Origin of the sequence: Segatella copri (assembly GCF_026015625.1) — a bacterium.
GTDB classification, from domain to species: Bacteria; Bacteroidota; Bacteroidia; order Bacteroidales; family Bacteroidaceae; genus Prevotella; species Prevotella copri_H.
The window spans coordinates 23,865-45,950 of the sequence record NZ_JAPDVG010000001.1 but is presented as its reverse complement, the minus strand read 5'-3'; the positions used below and the strand labels follow the sequence as shown (position 1 = coordinate 45,950).

Annotated in this window: 13 protein-coding genes and 2 pseudogenes; 4 read left to right on the top strand and 11 right to left on the bottom strand. The window is 44.9% G+C overall.

Annotated features, from left to right (window positions below; genetic code table 11):
• Nucleotides 1-316 precede the first annotated feature (316 nt).
• Nucleotides 317-1,285: pseudogene (locus ONT19_RS00160) on the top strand (IS4 family transposase); the annotation flags it as partial.
• Nucleotides 1,286-1,317: 32 nt separating this feature from the next.
• Here ONT19_RS00160 and ONT19_RS00155 read toward each other — a convergent pair.
• From ONT19_RS00155 to ONT19_RS00145, 3 genes are read right to left on the bottom strand one after another with little or no spacing between them, the layout of a single operon-like run.
• Nucleotides 1,318-2,349, bottom strand: a complete 1,032-nt coding sequence (locus ONT19_RS00155) for a site-specific integrase (RefSeq protein ID WP_264952112.1) — start codon at nt 2,347-2,349, stop codon at nt 1,318-1,320.
• Nucleotides 2,333-3,337 carry a tyrosine-type recombinase/integrase gene (locus tag ONT19_RS00150; protein ID WP_264952113.1) on the bottom strand — a complete coding sequence of 335 codons (1,005 nt, stop codon included), beginning with the start codon at nt 3,335-3,337 and terminating at the stop codon, nt 2,333-2,335. The genes ONT19_RS00155 and ONT19_RS00150 overlap by 17 nt, the downstream gene beginning before the upstream one ends.
• The gene (locus ONT19_RS00145; protein ID WP_264952114.1) at nt 3,330-4,538 is read right to left on the bottom strand and encodes a site-specific integrase; all 1,209 of its coding nucleotides are present in this window, start codon (nt 4,536-4,538) and stop codon (nt 3,330-3,332) included. Before ONT19_RS00145 ends, ONT19_RS00150 begins: the two co-directional genes overlap by 8 nt.
• Before the next feature lie 209 nt (nt 4,539-4,747).
• Between ONT19_RS00145 and ONT19_RS16380 the strand changes: the two are divergent.
• The 3 genes and pseudogenes from ONT19_RS16380 to ONT19_RS00130 all read left to right on the top strand — a co-directional run.
• Nucleotides 4,748-4,841, top strand: a pseudogene (locus ONT19_RS16380) (IS4 family transposase); the annotation flags it as partial.
• 569 nt (nt 4,842-5,410) lie between these two features.
• Nucleotides 5,411-6,574: an IS4 family transposase gene (locus ONT19_RS00135; RefSeq protein WP_203042184.1), complete on the top strand. Its 1,164-nt coding sequence runs from the start codon at nt 5,411-5,413 to the stop codon at nt 6,572-6,574.
• A gap of 346 nt (nt 6,575-6,920) precedes the next feature.
• Entirely contained in the window at nt 6,921-7,340 is a 420-nt protein-coding gene (locus ONT19_RS00130) for a hypothetical protein (RefSeq protein ID WP_200757158.1), read from the top strand.
• Here ONT19_RS00130 and ONT19_RS00125 read toward each other — a convergent pair.
• The 8 genes from ONT19_RS00125 to ONT19_RS00090 all read right to left on the bottom strand — a co-directional run bounded on the left by ONT19_RS00125 (nt 7,324) and on the right by ONT19_RS00090 (nt 22,071).
• Nucleotides 7,324-8,754, bottom strand: coding sequence for an AAA family ATPase (locus tag ONT19_RS00125; RefSeq protein WP_264953306.1), 1,431 nt, complete (start codon nt 8,752-8,754; stop codon nt 7,324-7,326). The genes ONT19_RS00130 and ONT19_RS00125 overlap by 17 nt on opposite strands.
• 284 nt (nt 8,755-9,038) lie before the next feature.
• On the bottom strand, nt 9,039-10,310 hold the full coding sequence (gene uxuA / locus ONT19_RS00120) for a mannonate dehydratase (protein WP_022121373.1): 1,272 nt from the start codon (nt 10,308-10,310) through the stop codon (nt 9,039-9,041).
• Nucleotides 10,311-10,343: 33 nt separating this feature from the next.
• Entirely contained in the window at nt 10,344-11,933 is a 1,590-nt protein-coding gene (locus tag ONT19_RS00115; protein ID WP_264953305.1) for a mannitol dehydrogenase family protein, read from the bottom strand.
• A 168-nt stretch (nt 11,934-12,101) separates the two neighbouring features.
• On the bottom strand, nt 12,102-13,418 hold the full coding sequence (locus ONT19_RS00110) for a DNA recombination protein RmuC (RefSeq protein ID WP_264953304.1): 1,317 nt from the start codon (nt 13,416-13,418) through the stop codon (nt 12,102-12,104).
• Between the two features lie 192 nt (nt 13,419-13,610).
• Nucleotides 13,611-15,929, bottom strand: coding sequence for a glycoside hydrolase family 3 N-terminal domain-containing protein (locus tag ONT19_RS00105; RefSeq protein ID WP_264953303.1), 2,319 nt, complete (start codon nt 15,927-15,929; stop codon nt 13,611-13,613).
• Nucleotides 15,930-15,981: 52 nt separating this feature from the next.
• Nucleotides 15,982-16,983, bottom strand: coding sequence for a COG1470 family protein (locus ONT19_RS00100; RefSeq protein WP_264953302.1), 1,002 nt, complete (start codon nt 16,981-16,983; stop codon nt 15,982-15,984).
• A gap of 74 nt (nt 16,984-17,057) precedes the next feature.
• On the bottom strand, nt 17,058-18,836 hold the full coding sequence (locus tag ONT19_RS00095) for a SusD/RagB family nutrient-binding outer membrane lipoprotein (RefSeq protein WP_264953301.1): 1,779 nt from the start codon (nt 18,834-18,836) through the stop codon (nt 17,058-17,060).
• A 58-nt stretch (nt 18,837-18,894) separates the two neighbouring features.
• On the bottom strand, nt 18,895-22,071 hold the full coding sequence (locus tag ONT19_RS00090) for a SusC/RagA family TonB-linked outer membrane protein (protein WP_119238243.1): 3,177 nt from the start codon (nt 22,069-22,071) through the stop codon (nt 18,895-18,897).
• Between the last annotated feature and the right edge of the window lie 15 nt (nt 22,072-22,086).

Genomic DNA, 22,086 nt, shown 5'->3' with positions numbered 1-22,086 from the left:
GTCAAGTGTTTTTATTATCTGATAATCTGATACTTAACTTTTAACATAAGCACCTATTCAACAGTATCAAGAGTAAGATTCTAAGCTTGCTCAGTTCCTCAGTTCCTCAGTTCCTCAGTTCCTCAGTTTTTTCCTAGGGGGTATATAGCCCTTATAGTTCAAAGTTGTTTTAAATTGTTATATATTATATCACTAGTGTCCCGTTAAAACGAGACGGTTATTAAATAAGTTATTAATACTCAAAAGTTTACGGACTTTTTATAGTGTATTCGATTTGATTTTGTATCTTTGCACGCATATTTAAAATACGTGTGCGATGAACAAAGGCAAAACTATATTCTCTCAGATTATGTCACTTATACCAGAACGTGATTTCAAAACTTGTGTAGACCGTTATAAGGGAAACTACAGAGCAAGAAACTTCTCTTGCAAAGACCAATTCCTAGTAATGAGCTATGCTCAATTAACAGGTCGTGATAGTCTTCGAGATATAGAAAACTGCCTTACGGCACTCTCCAGCAAACTTTACCATTGTGGTATTAGTTATGCTGTACCACGTAATACTCTAGCAAAAGCTAACGAGAAGCGAGATTGGCATATCTATAAAGATTTTGCAGACGTTCTTTTGAAAAAAGTACGTCCTCTTTATGTCAAAGACAAGTTCAGATTAGACCTAGACAACATGGTATATGCTTTTGATAGCAGTACTATAAGTCTGTGTCTCAAATTATGTCCTTGGGCAAAGTATCGCAAAAACAAAGGTGGCATCAAAATGCACACATTAGTCGATTTGCGAGGAAATCTTCCAGTCTCAGTTTATTTGACTTCTGCATCGGTTAATGATGTAAAAGCTCTTGATGATCTCTACATAGAACCTTCTGCTATCTATTTGATGGACAGAGGATATGTAGATTTCAACAGACTCTTCAAGTTGATAACTAAGAAGAATGCATTCTTTGTTACTAGGGCAAAAGATAACATGCTTTTTGAAGTTGTATCAGAAGCCGAAGTTGACAAGAGTACTGGTATCATTTCTGATGAACGTATCAAATTAACAGGACTACATACTGCCAAATGGTATCCTGAAGAACTTAGAATGGTAACCTATGAGGACTATGCAACAAGTAAGGTGTATAGGTTTCTCACAAACAACATGGAATATGAAGCGCTTACCATATCTGAATTATATAGGGAAAGATGGAACGTGGAACTTTACTTTTATGACAAGAATAACATTATGAGAAGTGAATGGAAAAGTATTATTGAAGATCAGAACTTTAGGAGAATGCTTCTCCGTTCGACTTCTCATAATGATAACTATTTCTTCAGACCTCTGAGCCAATCTCTGAGATTTTTATTGTTTTCCCAAGATTTATCAGCCTCTCGGTTAGGTGTGAGATCTGTATACGCCTTTTCGAACGCCTCACGTTTTGCTTTAGAGTCTGCACGAGCATAAATGTCCGTTGTTTGAATAGAGACATGTCCTAGCAAATCTCTAATATAAATAAGGTTGACTCCAGCCTGTAGAAGATGCATAGCTCGACTATGACGTATAGAGTGACAACTAATCCTTTGCGGAATAAGTTCTGGAGACACCTTCCTTGCCATGTTTGCATAAGTACAAAGAATGTATGTGATACCCTCACGCGTTAGCTTTTCATTTCTGCCATTATAGAAAAGTGGAGACGCAGCTTTGTTGCAATCGTTAAGATGATTCTCTTCCATATATTCACATAGAATTGACACCTGTTCCTTTACAAGCGGTACTATTCGTGCTTTGCGTCCTTTTCCGAACAGACGTATGGTATATGGCTCATGGGTTATGCGCACACTATCCACAGTAAGATCTGCTATTTCAGAGACTCTTGCTCCCGTATCATACATTAGTGAGAGTAAAGCGAGATTTCTTCGGCCTCTCCAAGTTGATGTATCAGGCTGAGCCAGCAACAACTTGATACCTTCTATTGTCAGGTAGTTAAGTGTTGTCCCTGATGTTTTTATGGCTTTAATAGTTAGGATCTTTTGCCATTCTTCTATCATTTCTATGACGCTATATTGCAAGTAATGACAAAAAGAATGAATGGCAGCAAGCCGATAGTTACGTGTCGCTGCAGAGCATTTTCGCTTGTTAAGTAGCCATTCGAGATACTCGGTTACACTTACTCTCGTGAGATGTTTCAATTGCAATTTTTCAACTGTGATTCCTTTAATATCTTTCATGAAGTCAATAAATTGTACAAATGCATCTCTATAGGAGGATATGGTGTTAGGGCTTACATTACGCTCATGAGGCAGGTATTCTACCAGAAAGCGGCTTAAATGTTTGGCAAAGTCAGTCGTCGTAGTCATAGGCTTTACATATCTTTGGATAGACAAAAGCGTTGATTTCAGAACATTGCTCTTCCAATTCTGGATACATGTTGCATGTGAGGCGAACATACTGCTCTGTCGCTTTCAGCGAGTGATGTCCCAGGCATGTTGAGAGAATTGGCAAACTGGCATACAAGTCCATTCCTTTGTGCCCCATCTGTACAAGAGCATGTACTGCATTCGTATGTCGCAGGTCGTGAACGCGTGGTCCATGATGATTCCCCTTATGGGGAATTCCGCATGTGTCCAGCAATTTGCGCAGATGCTGATATACACTATTAGCCTTGATGCTAGTCCCGTCCGATTTTACAAACAAAAAACCATTTCCTGCAGCTATGTCTTTGATGGGCATATTGTTTCTATACTCCATATAAGATGTAAGTACCGTCTTCATCGACTCACATAAAGGTACGATCCTTTCACTTCCGTTCTTGGTTTTATCTAAGCGAATGTAACCTTCATCCAGATGAACATGTTTGTTGCGGATGGAAAGAGCCTCAGATATACGCATTCCTGTACTATATAGTAAACGAAGAAGAGCTGGCATGGCTATGAGAGCTGTACCCATGCGTATGTCATATAGTCTATATTCGTCCGCTGCAGAAAAGATTGCGCCAATCTGCTCCTTTGTGAATATATACGGAGTAAAATCAGACTTCGGTTGCTTGGGCATTCGTGGAATGAAGCATACACAGCCACACCTGCACATCAGTCTTGTCAATTGACACCATACGGAACATTTGGAATATAAAGTTCTGTCACAGTCCGCCACACGTGTAGCTCTCCACTTTTTGAAGAACACCTCTTTGATATGAGGATCCTTTAGGCACTCTGCATTGGCAAAGTCGTCAATCTCTTTCAATATCCATCTGGTACGCAACGCACTGATTCCTGCAGATATTTTAATGTCAAGAAGATGATTCATATATGAGGCTAACACGCTGGAATATTTAAATTGCTCAGCCATAGAACGCACCTCCTCTCTGTTTGTAAAAGGCATCTGGAACTGGCGGTACAGGAATGGCACACTCTATCAAAGACTTTATGTCAATCTTAAGATAAGTGAGAGTTGTTTCCGTACTGCGATGCCCTAGCGATTCGGATATGACAGGTAACGTCGTGCCTTTCTCAAGCATGACGCTTGCAAGAGAATGACGTAGAGAATGTGGACCATGATGCTTGGCCGATACATCTATTCCGGATTTACAGATGATGTTGTTTATTGCAGAGCATACCATACTTTTGGTTGCTGGCACATAAGGTGCCTTGCAAGAAAGAAATACATTCTGTGAAACTGTCTGAGGTCTTCCATGCTGCAAGTAATCTATGATGGCATTACCAACATCCGCAAGCAATGGCAACTCTATGACCTTTCCGGTCTTATGCATCACAAGGGTTAGTACATTGTTGTCCCAGTCTATATTAGAGAACTGTAGGTTGGCTATGTCCGAAGCTCGCAACCCCAAACGTGATGCAAGTAATAACATTGCATAGTTTCTCTTGCCAACGCCGCTGCTTCTATTCACGGAGTTCTCTACTATATTTACCTCTGCTGCTGTGTAAAACGAAGGAATACGCTCTTTCTTGCGCAGCTTATATGTGTCAAACAGACCATCAAACCTTCCATCTACAATATGCTCCGCTTTCCAGAAACGAAAGAGGACACGCAGGGCAGAAACTATGTTTACCTTGTTGGTCGGATGGGACGAGACAAACGACAAGATGTGTTTATCCGCAATCTCGGACACACTGTTGACACCACTGAGATTGAGATGAGTTAAGAACTCGCTTAGATACAAACGATAGTCATTTATAGTCACCAGACTTCTACGAAGAGAAGTAAGATGGATGATGAGTTTTTCCATCTCCATGCCAATCTTCCCATCGAGGGTATGGAAAACAGGAGTGAAACAACGCTTACGTATAAGCCCTAACGAAAGCATATCGTCAAGGACTTGAATACTGCGAATCATTTCACGCTCCTGGTGACGAATCTCACCATAATGATGACAGGTTGACAGGAACTCTTCACCAATAGAAGGGGAATAATTCTCAATGTCGTGAGCCGACATGTAGTGGACGATGCCTTTACGCCATAGACATTTATACACAGATATTCTATTCTCTGTGTAACAATGGTCTTCAAAGTACTTGATGCATCGATCCATTAGGACTTGAATCTTTACTTCTTGCATAATATATAATATTTAGTTTTGGGGCTTATGCCCTATACTGTAATATAACGTTATGAGAAGTATTTATGATAAGTTTTTGCTGTAAAATTCATATAATCAACAATTTTTCACAGGTCAAATCTGTCTAACTTGACATAATGATATTCTTGTCATAAAAGTAATTATGAGAAGCTTTACATAATTACTTTAAATGGATTAAGCAACACCTTCACATCAAATCCTTTTATGGAACTTCCGAGAATGCCATATATCTGCAAATCTGGATTGCCATATGCACATACTTGCTTTTAGCTTATGCAAAGAAAGTGATGCACATAGATCAATCGCTACACACTATTTCAAAGAACGTGGGTCTATTCCTTACGGACAAGACTCCTTTAAATGAATTGTTTAACAAAGCTGTTCCAACAGAAGAGACGGAGGATTGGCTATATCCTAGCCTTTTCAGGCCCGATGATTTCTAAACGGGACAGCAGTGATATTATATATTATTATATATATATATAATAAACTTCTAAATAAAGGAAAAAGTGAAGGGTCAGAGAAAAACTGAGGAACTGAGGAACTGAGTCATTGCAGTAAAAACATCACAACCATCATAAACACCTGATTTACTGCTTAACTCTATACTTTAAGAGAACAAAGCTATGAGTTGCTACCCGTAAAACTATGAGTTGTCACCCGCAAAACTATGAGTAAGGAAGTTTAACTACTTTCAATCACTACTGTCCAATAAAAAAGGGCAATTCGATCTTTGAAACAGTTGAATTATAGTCTTTTATGCAGTATTTTGCAATGAAACGGACTTGATTTTGTAACTTTGCAGCCAAAAAGAATTGGCTACTATGTTTCAAGACAAATATGTTTTCGCTCAACTTACTGCATTTCTGAATAGAACTCAGTTCAACAACTACGTACGCAAGTATGATGGCAACCGATACGTGAAACACTTCACTTGCTGGAACCAGCTTCTTGCAATGATGTTTGGGCAACTGAGCAATCGTGAGAGTTTACGTGACTTGATAGTTGCATTGGAAGCTCATCGAGCTAAGCAATATCATCTGGGACTTGGACGTAATACTATCGTAAAAGCAACTCTTGCTTATGCCAATCAGACTCGTGATTACAGGATTTTCGAAGACTTTGCATTCTATATGATGAAGGAAGCTTGCAAAAAGCGAGAAACCAACATTTTGAATATACCAGGAAAGAAGTATGCTTTTGATTCGACAACTATTCCGTTGTGTCTTGCAACTTTTCCATGGGCAAAGTTCAGAAGTAAGAAAGGAGGAGTTAAAGCACATGTCTTATATGACGTAGAAGCACAAGTTCCAGCTTTCTATACTGTGACCACAGCATCAAAGCATGATTCTACAGCAATGTCTTCAATTACGTATGAACCAAACAGTTACTACATTTTCGATAGGGCTTATGATACTTTCAAGGAACTTTATAAGATTCATCTTACAGGTTCCTACTATGTAGTCAGAGCCAAAACGAACTTGAAGTACAAAATGGTAAAATGGAAGCGAAGAATGCCAAAGAATGTACTAACTGATGCTGAAGTAAAACTAACAGGATATCTTTCCGAAAAGAAGTATCCTGAATCATTCAGATTCATTCGATACTACGATGAAGAAGATGATCGTGAGTTTACTTTTCTGACGAATGCAAAGCATCTTTCAGCGTTGGATGTCGCGAATCTATATAAAAAAAGATGGTTGGTTGAGCTATTTTTCAAATGGCTAAAGCAGCATCTTAAGATAAAGAGATTCTGGGGCACAACGAAGAATGCTGTACGCATACAGATTAGTGTTGCCATTATCACTTATTGTCTCGTGGCTATTGTGCACCATGATATGCAACTGAAACGCTCGACATATGAAGTTTTGCAGATTCTAAGCATTTCATTGACGGACAAAACCCACCTAAGAGATCTATTTGATAAGACTATTTTCAACGATGTCAAAGAACTCGATTATCCCCTTTTTAAGGGACTATTTGATTAATTAATTAACGTGTCCAATTTTTATTGGACACTAATGACTTTCAATCTGAAAGCATAGTTCAAACATTTCCTTATCACACCCCCAAATTTGGCAGTATCAGAGAAAAGTTGTATCTTTGCACGGAATTCCATCCATTCCATCCATCTCTACCATACCTTCCAACTCCTGCCATACCATCCCCATAACTCCTCCCGCCCAGCTTCAGCACGCGTCTCTCCATCCGAAGTATTAAAAGGAAAAAGATAAAAAAGGTATGGCTTTTCGAGTTATTTTTTGTACTTTTGCAGCCGATAACGCATTTTGCGAACAAAACAGGATTCTTTAAAAGAAAAGAAAGGAAATAACAATGAAGAAAATATTATACTTTGTGGCAGTCCTGGCTGCTGCATCCTTTATCACTACGACGGGTACCAGCTGCAAGTTTGCACCCGACCAGCATGACGGCGACACGGTAGCCGCCAGCGAGTTTTACCCGATAGATACCTCTGCGGCTCATGCCAAGAAGATGGCGAAGATTGCTGCTATCAAGAACGGAAAAGACAGTGTAGGCATCTATTATGTGGGCAGCAACTCTACCAAAGACCTCATCGAGCTCGTATCCTATCCTTCACGCCGCGACACGATGATGTACAGCAAGACCCGACACATCAAGGTGAAGGGCAATGCCGACATCAACCACGTGGTTCGTGTAGACTTCTATCTCCTCAATGGCAAGGATTCGCTGGTGAAATATGTGGAGGAAGTGGAGCTCAAAACAAATCATTGAGCACCACTTCATTCTGGGCTATGCCCGAATACATATTCCGCTGAAGACCATAACTGCTGATAAACGTCAGCTGTATCGACTTTCGGGTCTTTGTTTCCTCCCTAAAGCGGACAATCTTGTTTCTCAGAATCTTCTCGTAATCCTTATTGATGGCAAACTCACTTTCCGAAAACTTCATTTCACAAAGATTAATGGTATTGTCACCACGCTCTATCACCATGTCTATCTGGGCTGCCCGCTCCGCCGCCCCGGCATCACTCTTGCTTCGCCAGGAATACAACTGGGTAGACACACCAGAAATTCCCAACCGCTGCTTCACCTGGTCGATATGATTCATCGCCAATATCTCGAAAGAGACTCCAGCCCAGGCATAAAAACGGGGCGTGCGCTGCAACTTGCTCCAATACAGAAGATTACGGAATGAACTATCGCGCAGGAAACGGAAATAGAACAAGGTGAAAAAATCTACCAACTGATAGAGAGACTTTCGGGTAGAACAGCCATAGTTGACATACTTTCTGATGAAACCGCAAGATTCCAGATTGTCGAGAATCGTGGTCAACGATTTGCCCGACTTCATCCCTGTGGCATCGGCTATTTCCGAGCGCATCATGCCATAACCACGCTCGTTCAGACACTCTACCACCTTGACGTATGCCTCTGAATCCTTGAACAGAGAGCGATAGAGAATCGTAAACTCATTGTACAACTGCCCATTGGGATTGAACAGCAGACGGTCTATATTCTGAGCCAAACTTAACCGCTCGTCCAAAAGATTCAGGTAATATGGGATTCCTCCCAATATCATATAAAGTTCAGCCAGTTCATATCTGGACAACATCATCCCCTTGGTCTTCAGGAATGCTTCCGACTCCCCTAGAGAAAAAGGCTGCAGGAAAAGACGATGAGTAAGACGACCATAAAGTCCGCCATGGTTATTGATAAGTTTATCCATCATCCAGGAAGTGGCAGAGCCGCAGACAATGAGAACGATGTCGCGACGTGCAGAGGCCCATCCATTCCAAAAATGCTCCAGGGCAGAGATAAAATTAGAGCCTGCAGTATCCATCCAAGGCAGTTCATCAAGAAAAATCACCTTACGTTCTATCCCGTTCAAAGAGTCGAGATAAGAGATAAGCATCTCGAAAGCATCGAGCCAGTCGTGGGGAACAGAGGTTACATTCCTATCATAACGTCGAAGCGTATAAAAGAAGTTTTTCAACTGCTCCTGTGTGTTTCCGCCCGCCAATCCTGATGTCTGAAACACCATTTCCTGCTCAAAATATTCGCGCACAAGAAACGTTTTCCCCACTCTGCGGCGTCCGCATACTGCCACAAATTCCGACTGCCTTGACTCGTATATACGTGCCAAGGTATCCTGTTCACTCTTTCTGCCTATGATATTATTCTTCATTTCTTATTCTCCTGCTTTAATTTCTAACCATTTGCAAAAATAGCAAGAAAAAAGTAATTATTGGCTATTTCTTATATAATTTTCAGCCAATAATACCTATTTTTAAGCATTATTGGCTAAAATGAGCGGCATATTTAGCCAATAGCCAAACAATCAGCACAAAAAAGGCTAGCATGCAAAAACGCACACTAGCCTTTTCGTATTTTATCTAACCTGAATTTCAAATCACTTAATAGCCTAAGCCTATAACTATAAATTATAAACTATAAACTATAAGCTATCAACTAATCATAGAATCCCGGCTGCTTATACTCAATGCCCAGTTCATCATCTACTGTTGCGATGACACCCTGAATCTGACCCATGGCAAACATACGGCCGAGGAGAGTGTAACCGGCATTGTGACCATGATTGCTCTCATCGAATACGCCGCCTGGCTCATCAGTGAAGGTCATACCGTGGTCTACTCGCATAGGCAATCTGCGGCCCGAATTGCACTTACCTTCCTGCTCAGCCTTCTCGAAGATGCGGCAAAGTTCAATGAGATGGCCGCGACCACCCAAGTGAGAAGCCTCTGTAAAGTTGCCGTTAGGGAAGATGTAGCAGGAGCGCAGATGAACAAAATGAGTGCGGTCGGCAAACTGCTTCGCCATCGCCACACAGTCGTTGTGCTCGCCGGCAGAGAATGAACCTGCACAGAAAGTCAGACCATTGTGCTTATTTGGCACAGCATCGAGCATCCACTGGATATCCTCGGCACGACCGATGATTCTTGGCAAACCGAATACAGGATAAGGAGGATCGTCTGGGTGAACACACATGTTGATATCGTATTCATCGCAGATAGGCATGATAGCCTCCAGCCAGTACTTCATGTTCTCCTGCAACTTCTTCTTGTCGATGCCATCATAAAGCTTCAAGAGGTCGCGGAACTTCTGAACAGGAGCAGAATCGCCCTCGCTGAAGTTACCCGATACAAAGCCCTGGGTCTTGATGATGATGTTCTCAACCAAGGCATGATCCTGCTCTGGTGTAGAAGTCTTCTTGATTTCATCAGCCTCAGCCACAAGGTCTCTGCCCCACTTGTGCTCCTTAGAGAACTCAGCCCAATCCTCACGAGCGCCTTCACGCTGCAGGATATAGATATCGAAGTAGGCAAACTCGCCCCAGTTCATATAGAGGTTGTTGGCTCCGTTAGGATTCTCGTGTGCCAAATCGGTACGAGCCCAGTCTAAAACAGGCATGAAGTTGTAGCAGATGCACTTGATGCCTTCCTCGCCCAGGTTGCGAAGACTTTCCTTGTAAACCTCAATCTGATGATCACGGTCAGGACCGCCATATTTCAGGGTTTCAACCACAGGCAAAGACTCTACCACGCTCCATTTCATACCATAAGACTCGATGTACTCCTTGAGTTCATGAATCTTCTCGCGTGTCCAAACCTCGCCCAGAGGAACATCGTGCAATGCGGTAACAATGCCCTCAACACCAATCTGCTTCAACTGTGCAAGTGTAATCTTATCTTTCTTGCCAAACCAGCGCCATGTTCTTTCCATATATATATTATAATGTATAAGTTTAAAAATGAATTATCTTGCAGAAACATATTTATGCAATGTCTGTCTTACGGCACCCTTGCCGGCGAAAAGTTCCTTCACCATGCCCTCAATCTGCTCGCCGAAGCCAGCCTCGTAGAGATCGAGTCCGAACACATCCTTGCGGGAATAGAGATTCTTCAGGCAAGAGTAGTCCTGATCAGCCTTGCCTACCTCCAGAGGAGCTACGATGGCCTGTAGCTCTGCCAACAATGGGTCGGAAGATGGCTCGAATGGCTTCAGGTTATCATCCAATGCCTTGAGATAACGGGCATAACCAGCCAAAACCAAAGGAATCAACACGAGATTGCTCTTGTCGAGACCACGGTCGATATACTTCTTGATAGTCTCACCGAAACGGATAGAGAGTTTCTGGCTGGTATCGGTAGCGATACGCTGAGGAGCATCTGGCATGAATGGGTTAGGCAGACGCTTGTTGATAACGGTGCCGATAAATTCGTATGGGTTCAATACACCTGGATCTGTTACTACTGGCATTGCCTCGATATAACCAATCTTCTGGATGAAGGCACGAAGGTCCTCATCAGCCATCTCGGCAGAAATCAAGGTATAGTCGAGCATGCAACCATAGATTGACATCGCTGTATGGAGAGGGTTCAGACAGGTGGTTACCTTCATGGTCTCAACCTCATCTACAGTCTTGCGGGATGTATAGAGCGCACCGCCCAACTCCAATGGCGGACGACCGTTGGTATAAGTATCCTCGCAAACGAGATACTGCACTTCCTCGGCATTTACGAAAGGAGCGGTGAAAGTATGCTTCTCGGTAATAATCGTATTGTTATCCTCGAAACCATCCTCTGCGAGCATCGCCTGTACCTTCTCGTGTGGACGAGGAGTAATCTTATCAATCATAGACCAAGGATAGGTAATCTTGCTGCTGTCATTGATATAATCTACGAAACCAGCCTCTACGATACCATCCTGTGCCCAACGCTCAGCATAAGCCTTTACGCCAGCCTTAACATGGTCGCCATTGTGAGAACAGTTGTCGGTAGACTGAAGAGTAAGTGGCAACTTGCCTGCCTTATAACGCTCATAGAGAAGAGCGGTAAGCTTACCCATAGCAAATACTGCATCAAGACCACGTGCCAAATCGGCATCATTGAAAGAATATCCCTTCTCTGTGATGGTGAAAGTTACCATCTGCAGACTTGGTGCCTGGAAAATCTGGACCAATCGCGCCCAGTCCTCACCAAACTGCTTATCCGCCTTGAGGCTTTCTGTGATAGAAGCGATGACCTTCTTTTCGATGGTTCCGTTGCTCTGGAGGCTGACGAGAAGAGAGAGATTATTGTAAGGGCGATAAGCCTTGTCGATAATTTCGTAGTCGAAGCTTTCAGCAACAATAACACCACGATCGTACTTGCCGGTGTTAAGTGCATCGTTAAGAATAGCAGCAGGGAACGCACGGAAGATGTTACCTGCACCAAAGTGAACCCAAGTAGGCTCGTCGTGAGTCTTCTTAGCTACGGCTGCGATGTCATACTTAGGAAGCTCATAACCCTTAGCTTCCCATTCTGCAGCATTAAAGCTGCGAGAAAGAATTTCGTTCAGTTTCATGATTATACGTTTTTTTGATTGTTCCATGTATGTGCCTATCTTTCCGAATAGGCGTGGCAAAAGTACAAAGAAAAATCGAAAACCGCTCATTTTTAGAGAACTAATTTCAAAAATTGAACGATTAACAAATACTTTTGAACAATATGGTAAGACCAGGAAAAGAAAATGTTACGATTCCTCCAGCGATTTAATCTGCTTCTTCGGCGTTACGCCGAGACCTTTCAAGCTTTCCACCCTGCGCATCACGTTGCCACTTCCATCGTAAAGCTGCTTTCTTGCCTTGTCGAAGGTGCCGGAAAGGCGGGTTATCAGATCACCCACACTCATAAAGGTATCTTCGAAGCCAGCCACCTTATCATACAGGTCAGCAGCCGTCTTCACGATTTTCTCCACATTCTTGTTCTGCCGGTCATACTGCCAGAGATTATACGCCAGCTGGAGTGCCATGAGCAGATTGCTTGGTGAGATGATGATAATCTTCTTCTGATAAGCATAACGGCTGAGATCAGGCTGCTGCTTCATCGCTGCGATATAGCTGGTCTCGTTAGGGATGAACATCAGTACGAAGCCGATGGCATCATCCACCAGTTTGGAATAGTCTTTGGCTGCCAGTTCATCGATGTGCTTTCGTACGCTCAGCGCATGTGCCTTCATCAGGCGTTCCTGTTCAGCCTCATCTTCAGCTGCCAGAGCATCGGAATAGGCGGTAAGCGAAACCTTGGAATCGATGACCACACTTCTGCCTTCCGGGAATCTGACGATGACATCCGGACGATAGTTCTTTCCCTCTTCATCTTTCGTATTCTCCTGAATGAAGAATTCCTCATCTTTACGAAGTCCGCTGTTCTCCAGGATGGTTTCCAGCACCATCTCGCCCCAGTCGCCCTGCATCTTGCTGTCGCCCTTCAATGCCTTGGTCAGGTTAGCAGCATCGGAGCCAATCTTCTCGGTCTGCTCCTTCAGGTTCAGTACAGCCTGCTGCTGTTCCTGCTGGAAGAGTTTCATCGTTGCCTCGAAGGTGTTCTGCAGTTCCTTCTTGTTCACCTCGTTCTGGGTTTTGCTCTCCTCTACCGATTTCTTGAAATCAGCAAACTGTTCCTTGATAGGTTTCAGGAGTTCATCCATCTGCAGACGGTTGTTTTCCTGCAGAGCCGACTGCTTGGCAGCCAACTGCTCAGCCGCCACCTTCTGCTGTTCTATCGTCATTCGCTGCATTTCCTGCTTCAGGCTCTCGAGTTTCTGTGCCCACTGCTGGTCGCTTTCCGCCCTGAGTTTCGCCGCATACAGCCGCTCGTTCTCCATTTGAGATTTCATTGATTGAACCTCAGAAGCATGATGTAGTTTTATCTGTTCAATGTTAGCCGCCAGCACCTGAGCCTTCGCTACGAGCTGGGTTTTCTCCTCTACCGCACTTTTTGCTTCCATCAGTTTCCCCACGAAGAATCCAATGGCAAGCCCTATGATGATTCCAATTACTATTTCCATTTATCCTTGTTTTGAATGATTCTGTAAATCTGCAAAAATTATGATTTGCAAAAGTAATCATTTCAAGACATAACACCAAACATCATGGGGGATTCTTGTAGATATTTAACTCTTCTGCATTTTACTATGCAAACAAAAAGAGCGCACCACTCTTGGCACGCTCTTTTCTTTAAATCATCTTTTAAATATACATTATCGGTTGGCAGTAGGCCACTGATAAGTATCAGTGCAATGGATATCGGCACTCTGGTCGGCTATCATCAACTTGAAGTCGCCTTCCTCCAATCTCCATTTGCCATTCCAACCTACGAAGGCCAAATCGTCTGCCTTCAATTCAAATATCATGGTCTTGGTCTCACCAGGCTGAAGTTCCACCTTGTCGAAGGCACGGAGACGACGGCCATCAGGCACCATACTAGCGATGAGATCGCTACTGAACAGGAGGACACTCTCCTTGCCTGCCACCTTTCCCGTATTCTTCACATCCACGCTCACCTTGATGATGTCGCCGTGGCGGAAATCAGACTGAGAAACCTTCAGGTTGCTATATTTGTAAGAGGTATAACTCAAACCATATCCGAAGCCCCACTGCTGGGTAATCTTCGCATTGTAGTCGTAAGCACCTTCCATCGTACCCACCTCCTCACTCTTCTTGAAGTCATAGTTGGCGAGCGAATTGATTTCCTTAGGATAGGTGTAAGGCATCTTGCCACTAAAGTTTGACTTGCCCGATACCAGGTTTGCCAAGGCATCGCCGCCCATGTTGCCAGGGATAAGGATGTTGATGATGCCCTGTGCCAATGGTTCGATGTCGGCGATGAGACGAGGACGACCTTCATTCAGCACCAAGATGACAGGCTTGCCTGTCTGAGCCAAAGCCTTGACCAGATTGCGCTGGTTCTCTGAGAGCCAAAGGTCGGTCAGGTTGCCCGGAGTCTCTGTATAGGAGTTCTCGCCAATGCAAGCCACGATGACGTCGGCATCCTTCGCTGCAGCCACTGCGCCCTGAATCTGAGGTTCGTTCTCCTCCCAGTATTTTCCCTTCTCATTATAGGTAACACCCTGGTTCAAGATAACATTCTCCTTGCCATACTCATTACAGAATGCCTCATAGATGGTATTGTACTTGCCGGCAAACTCATCGGCACGATGTCCCTGCCAGGTATAGCTCCATCCACCGTCCAGACAACGCATCTGATTGGCATTAGGACCTGTAAGGAGAATCTTCTTGCCATGCTGCAAAGGAAGGATATTACCCTCGTTCTTCAGGAGCACCATACTCTCGGTAGCTCCCTCCAAGGCGAGCTTGGCAAACTCCTCGCCACCAAACTTAGGATAATTCTTCAGTTTCTGGGTTGGGTTCTTGAAGAGATCGAGACGGTACTTCATGCGAAGCACACGGCGACAGGCATCGTCGATGCGACTCATCGGAATTTTACCTTCCTTCACCAGTTCTACAAGATAGCCACAAGCATCGCAAGAATAAGGTTCCATAATCATGTCGATACCGGCATTGATGGCAATGCGGAGCGCATCCTTCTTGTCCTTTGCCACCATCTCACGAGTATAGAGATTGTTGATGTCTGCCCAGTCGGTGATGAGCACACCATCCCATCCTGTCTCTTCCTTCAGCCATCCTGTCAGGATGTCCTTGTTGGCATGCATCGGCATACCGTTAACGGAAGCGGAATTCACCATCACGGTCAAGGCTCCAGCCTGCAGACCCGCCAGGAAAGGAGCGAAGTGCTTCTCTCGCAAGTCGGCAGGAGAGATATAGGCTGGCGTACGGTCTTTACCGGTCCAAGGCACACCATAGCCCATGAAGTGCTTCATTGAAGTGGCGATGTGATACTGGTCGATGTTGTTTGGGTCCTCACCCTGGAAACCATAGACCATCGCCTTGCCCATCTCAGAACTGAGGTAGCAATCCTCGCCAAAGTTCTCCCAGATGCGAGGCCAACGGGCATCACGACCGAGGTCAACGGTAGGACTGTAAGTCCAAGGTATGCTCACCGCACGAGTCTCATAAGCGGTAGCCTCAGCCGAACGGCGAGCTATCTCACGATTGAAGGTGGCAGCCACATTGATGTTCTGCGGGAAGAGGGTTCCGCCCTGTGTATAGGTAGAGCCATGGTTCTGGTCGAGACCGAAGACACAAGGGATACCGATGCGCTTCATCGAGATCTTCTGGATTTGTGCGATGTACTTCTCCCACTGCTTGGCGGTTGGTGCGCAAGTATTTGGAGCGTTGAGGATAGAGCCAATCTTATAGCGGGAAAGGATAGAATCGGTCTTGTGCTCGTCGATATAGAACACGCCGTTCTTGTCGTTGCCCCCAAAGAGGTCGGTCACCAATTCCATCATCTGACCTATCTTTTCCTCCAAGGTGAGTTTCTTCAGGGTTTGTTCTACCTGAGCCTCTATCTTAGGGTCGCTCTTGATAACCGGAACATTGGCACTGGCTGTATAAGCCAATGCCAATAATGAAATAGATAATAAAATTTTCTTCATAAACAGTAAAGGTTTGACGCTTTATGATAAAAGCGGAAATCTTTCTAATATTTTATTCAATAGTTACTTTATCTACATAATAGCCATGTCCCACACAGATGAACCCATCCTGGGCAGCTATCTTGTCGAGTGCATCCTGGGTCAACACAAACTTCACGACATTGCCCTCACCAAACTCGTATGGAGAAGTCAAGTCTTTCCACCAGTTGGTGGCAAGCTTGATCTGATGGTATTTATCGTCATCCTTCATCGAGCAGTAAACTCGGAGGGTCTGCCCCTCCTTCCACTTAGCTACCTGGTCCTTGGTGATGAGGTTGAAGCTCTTGTTAGGGTCACCCTCTCCCAAGTCCCAAGATACATAGTGATGACCTTTCCAGAGGGTAGTCTCCATAGATGGACGTGGCTCTGTAGTTACCTTGATTTTACCGCAAGGGAACTCTACACCACTGCCATCTACCAATGTAATGTCGTAATCGCCATTGGCGAGGTCAGAAGGAGCTGTAACTTTCAATGCCTTACCCTCATCGAGAACTTCGAAGGCAGCCTCCTTACCAGCGATGAGTACTTTCTGAACGTGATCCACCAGGTTCTTGCAGTTGCGGATGGTTGTAGTTTCTCCCGGAGCTACCCAAAGCTCGCTGGCATTGGTACCCAAAGCTGGGTCATCGGCAGCAGGAATCACGGTAACGTTCAAGGTGCGGGATGTGCTCTTGCCCTTGGTGGTGGTTGCCACAATCTTCAAAGTATGATTGCCCACTGGCAAAGTCTGGTCGATGGTTGTACCCTCAGCAATCTGAGTATCATCCAAGAGCCATGTCACAGTGGTGTAGTGAACAGGAGTGACTTTAATTTCCAAGTTCAATTTGGTCTTGCGATCCAACTTCTGGTCAGCCAAGTCGGTGTTCAAGATACGAGGATTGTCATCTTCTGATACGGTGAAGAAAGGATCGTCGTCAGAGGAACAAGAAGACAGTGTAGCAGTGCCTGCGAACGCAAAGCTCATGGCGAAAAGCATCATCATTGCCTTCAAGACATTACCTTTATATTGATTCATTATCTTTTTCATCTTGATAATTATTAATAGTTATGGCGTTAGCCAATTCTTAATTGTTCATTCTAAATTCTTAATTACTTAATGTATCCTTTACCATTAACTGGAGTGAATTCTGGCTGAAGGTTGACGTTAGCCTTATCCCACCAAAGCTGCTTGTGCCAATCATCAGTACCACCCATACGCTCGATGGCAGCCTTATAGTTGACGCTGTTATACTGACCTTCCAACTCTGGATAACGCAAGCGAGTAGGCATAGCCATGTTAGAATCGGTATAAGTGAAACCATTGGTAAAGATGCCTAGTCGGCTTCTGTCCAGGATAGCAGGATAGTCGGAGCGACGCAAGTTAGCCCAACCCTCTGATGGGTTCATCATGTGGAGAATCCATGCCTGGGTGTTGATGGTCGCCTTAGGATTGTCACCCAACTTGTTGTTGGCAATGAACTCATTGATCTCATCCTCAGAAATCTTGTTGGACGTGAGATAATAGTTGTTGAGCATCTCCATAGAAGCACGAACACCTTCCTCATAGAGAGTCTCAGCGTCACCACTTACATTCCAACCCTTGGTCTTAGCCTCGGCCATGAGGAATTTCACCTCGGCAGAGGTAATCAGAATACCAGGGCAAGAAGGCATCTCAAAGTCGATGTTCAAGCATGGACGCATCATACGTGCACGAAAATCTGAGTTGTCATAATTGTTAGCATCCTGCTTAGCCAACTTAGCGAGAGTAGGAAATTCTGATACCTCAGGCACGTTCATCCAGTCGCTATACCAAGCAGCACCAGGATTACAAGGCTCCTCACCAATACCTTGACGCTGGAAGTAAGCCAACACCTCATCGGTCAAGTCGATGTTCTGCTCCTTGTCTGGCTTCACCTGACTACGCTTGATGTTGTAATAGTGGCGACAGATGCGATAGAGACGAGGGTCGTTGGTATTCTGCAACTGATAGAACAAGGTAGAGCATACCATGGTAGGCGATGTGGCATCCTGACCATAGAGTATCTCTCCCAAGGCATTGGCACGGAAATCGTAGTCGTTGGCTCCATCATAATAGGTAAATGGTGCATCAGCATACTTGATATAAGCATCATCGGCAGCACTGGCGATAGCACCGGCAGCTACAGCCTTCTCAAACTCCTCCTTTGCCTTCTGTGGATTAACATCGGAAATGCGCATGGCATAGCGCATACGGAGTGCATTGGCATACTTCTTCCACTTAGCTACATCACCACCCATGCTGGTGACATCACCAGAAATGTGGTCGGTACCTGTGCCAAGCTGCTTCTCGCAAGCGTCAAGTTCCTTGAAGAACCAGCTGTAGAGTTCCTCTACGGTATCATACTTAGGGTTGGAGATACCTGAGATATAACCCAGACCTGCCTCCGAACAAGGCACGTCACCGTAGATATCTGCCAAAACTGCCGTGAGATAGACACGATGGATACGAAGTACCGCATTCAAGTTTGCCTTGTCTGCAGAATTGTGGATGGCATCCACAAGGTTCTTGATACCGATTTCATAATAGCGGTCCCAAACTCGACGGGTCATATCATCTTCTCTGGAATTAGAACCAGCGTAATTGGTTACATTCCAACCACCAGCAAAATACTGTGGAAAACCAGTTATATAGTTACGGTAGGTATCCATCAGACTGAAGTCACCGTAAGTCTGCAACAAAGCTGTTGTCAACTGTGCGTTAGGGTCGAGCTCGTTCACCTTGGTCTTATCGGTATTGATGTTGCTCAAGGTATCATCAGAGCAAGAAGTCATCGCAGTGCCGGTTGCCATCAGGGCGAAAGCCATCATCAGGCTGCTCTTACCTATATATTTCTTGATTATATTGTTCATTTTCTTACCTTATTATATATTAGAACTCTTCTAAAGAAATTGATTCATTTTTTCGAGACTAGAACTTCACATTCACGTTCAAACCATAACTCTTGCGAGATGGCAGGGAACCATATTCCAGGCCGAGACCTGAGGTGTTGTAGCTGGAGTCTGGGTCGATGTTAGGAATGTTCTTCCAAACAATGAATGGGTTACGAGCCACGAAGGATACGGTCAAGCCCTTGACATACTTGCCCAGGATGCTCTCTGGGAAGGTATAGCCGAAAGTAATCTCACGACACTTCACGTAAGAGTTGTCATATACAAACTCGCTCTGTACGTTCTGAGCCATGTGCTTCCAGTAATCCTCTGGGCTCACAGCGATGTCGTTCTTACGATAAGTACCATCACCATTGTCGATAACACCATCCACTACGAGTCCCTTGCAGTTGCCAGACTCACGCCATGCCGAGATGTCCTTACCTGCTGCCTGACGAGCCTCCTCAGAAGCGTACCACTCCTCACGGCCTGCCAATGTTCCCTTTGCCTTACCAGTCTGGTATGCAGAGCGCATAGACATAGAGTAGATATCAGCACCCACCTTCACATCGAAAGATGCAGAGAGGCGGAAGTTCTTGTAAGAGAATGTGGTATAGAAACCACCAGTCCAATCCCAAGAAGAGTTGCCGATGGTCTTCACGTTCTGGTCAACCTTTGGAAGTCCTGTGGCTGCATCGATGACAACTTGTCCCTGCTCATTGCGAACAACATCGTGTCCACGGATAGCACCATAATTCTCGCCAACCTGAGCACCTACTGATACACCGCACCATGTGGCCTTGGCAAGCTCAAAATAGTCCATACCATCTACGAGCGACTTCACCTTGTTGGTATTCTTGGAGAAGTTGACACCCAAGTCCCAAGCGAAGTCCTTGATCTGCAAGGCACGGGCATTGAGGGCAATCTCGATACCCTGGTTCTGAATCTCACCGGCATTGATGAGGCGGTAAGCATAGCCAGAGGTGGTGGTTGAAGCCAAACTCAAAATCTGGTTCTTGGAGTTCTGGTTGTAATAGGTGGCATCCAAGCCCAAGCGTCCGTTGAGGAACTTCATCTCCAAACCTACCTCGTAAGAACCTGTCATTGTAGGCTTCAAATCCTTGTTTGGCTGTGTTGAGTTGGCTATCATACCGATGGTATAACCCGAGTAGCTATACTTGCCTGTGGAGTAGTTGAGTGCAAGCTGGTAAGGGTCGGTATCGCTACCTACCTTTGCCCAAGATGCGCGAATCTTACCATAATTGATGAACTTCTTGTTCTTGATAAACTCGGAGAAAACCAAACTACCCGATACAGATGGATATACGTATGTATTGTTATTTGTAGGGAGCGTAGACGACTTATCGCCACGGAGGGTTCCCTCCAAATAGTAAGTATGCTTGTAGCCGAGGCTCGCGCTGGCATAAAGAGAGCTGATCTGCTTCTTGTACATACTCTCACGAGTGTTCTGCTCCTGATAGTTCATGATGTTCTGGATGCCATTCATCTGCTGGTTAAGACCGGTATTGGTGATGGTCTTGTTGTTCACCTTGAAGATGTTGCCACCCGCTGTGGCATTGACATCGAAATCGCCCCATGAGTTGTTGTAGAGGGCAAGGAGCTCTGCGTTCAGTGTTCTGTTATTGAAGATTTGGTCGGTAAGCTTTCCTGCTGGTGTACCTGGAGTTGTCTTGGCGATGAAGTCCTCGAAGTTCATGCTGTTGATGTCGGTACCGATGGTACCCTGCAACTTCAAGTGCTTGTTGATGTTCCAGATTGCCTTACCTGTCAAGCGGAACACATCTTTCTTAGAAGTATTGCCATTCTTATAGAGATCCCAGTATGGGTTCTTGTTATACTGGTCGTTAGCATTCCAGTTGGAGTAGTTGCCGTCGGCATCCTCATAGTGCTTCAACCAAGCCTGGTTGTAGGTACCAGCCAAAGTCATGAGGTTCTTACCTACATTGCTCTGAGAATCACCAAGGGCAGGACGGTTCTTCACGTTCTCACGAGTATAGTTGGCGGTGAAGTCGAAGTCAACAGGACCAGCTGAGGTATTCACACGGAGGTTGAAGTTGTCACGACTCATGTTGGTGTTAGGCAAGATGTCCTTATTGCGCATATCGGTAACAGAGAAACGCATACCCGTCTTACCAGAATTAACTGAGAGGATGGCAGAGTTCTGGGCGGTGAAACCTGTGCGGAAGAAATCGGAGGCGTTGTTGGGATACATCATGAATGGACGCTCCTCGCCATCGAAATACTTGAAGACGAAATCATCAGCCTTAGGACCCCAACTGGAGTTGGTACCAGCTGTACTGGATGTAGGAAGGGCACCATTGTAGCCCATACCATAAGTTGTCTGCACATCATCCCACTTAGCCAACTGGGTATCGATGGTGAAAGAACCATTGTACTCTACACCAATCTTATCCTTCTCCGCCTTCTTGGTCGTAATCAAGATAACACCGTGGGAAGCACGGCTACCATAGAGGGCAGAGGCAGCAGGACCTTTCAATACGGTCATCGTCTCGATGTCGTCAGGATTGATGGCAGAGATACCATCACCGAGGTCATAACCACCAGCTTCACCAGCACTGCCAAAGTTGGTATTATCCAAAGGCACACCATCCACCACGTAGAGAGGCTGGTTATTGCCTGCCATTTCTGTATTACCACGAAGAAGCACGCGGGTAGAACCAGAAGCACCGCCAGCGGTGTTCTGCACAACGAGACCAGCCACCTTACCTGAAAGAGAGTTGATGACGTTGGTTTCCTTCGCCTTGGTAAGTTCCTCACCTTTAACCTCCTCCAAGCCATAGCCCAAAGCCTTGCGGTCGCGCTTGATACCAAGGGCGGTAACAACGACCTCATTCAAGGCCTTACCATCCTCTTGCATCGTGATTTTCATGCCATTAGCAGCTTTCACGGTCATCGTCTTGTAACCGATGTAGCTCACTTCGAGCGTTGCTCCAGGCTTGCAGTTCAACGTAAAGTTACCATCTATATCGGTAACGGCACCGTTGGTTGTACCAGCCACCTTCACGCTAGCGCCAATCAAGGTTTCGCCAGTGGCATCCACCACTGTACCCTTGATGCCTTGGTTCTGCTGAACGCTCATCGCTGCATTGTTCATCTGGGCAGCGAGAATGGCAGAAGCAGGCATCCACATCAAACCTGCACCGAGCAGGCCGAGAAACATAGTTTTCTTTCTCATAATTGATATATTGTT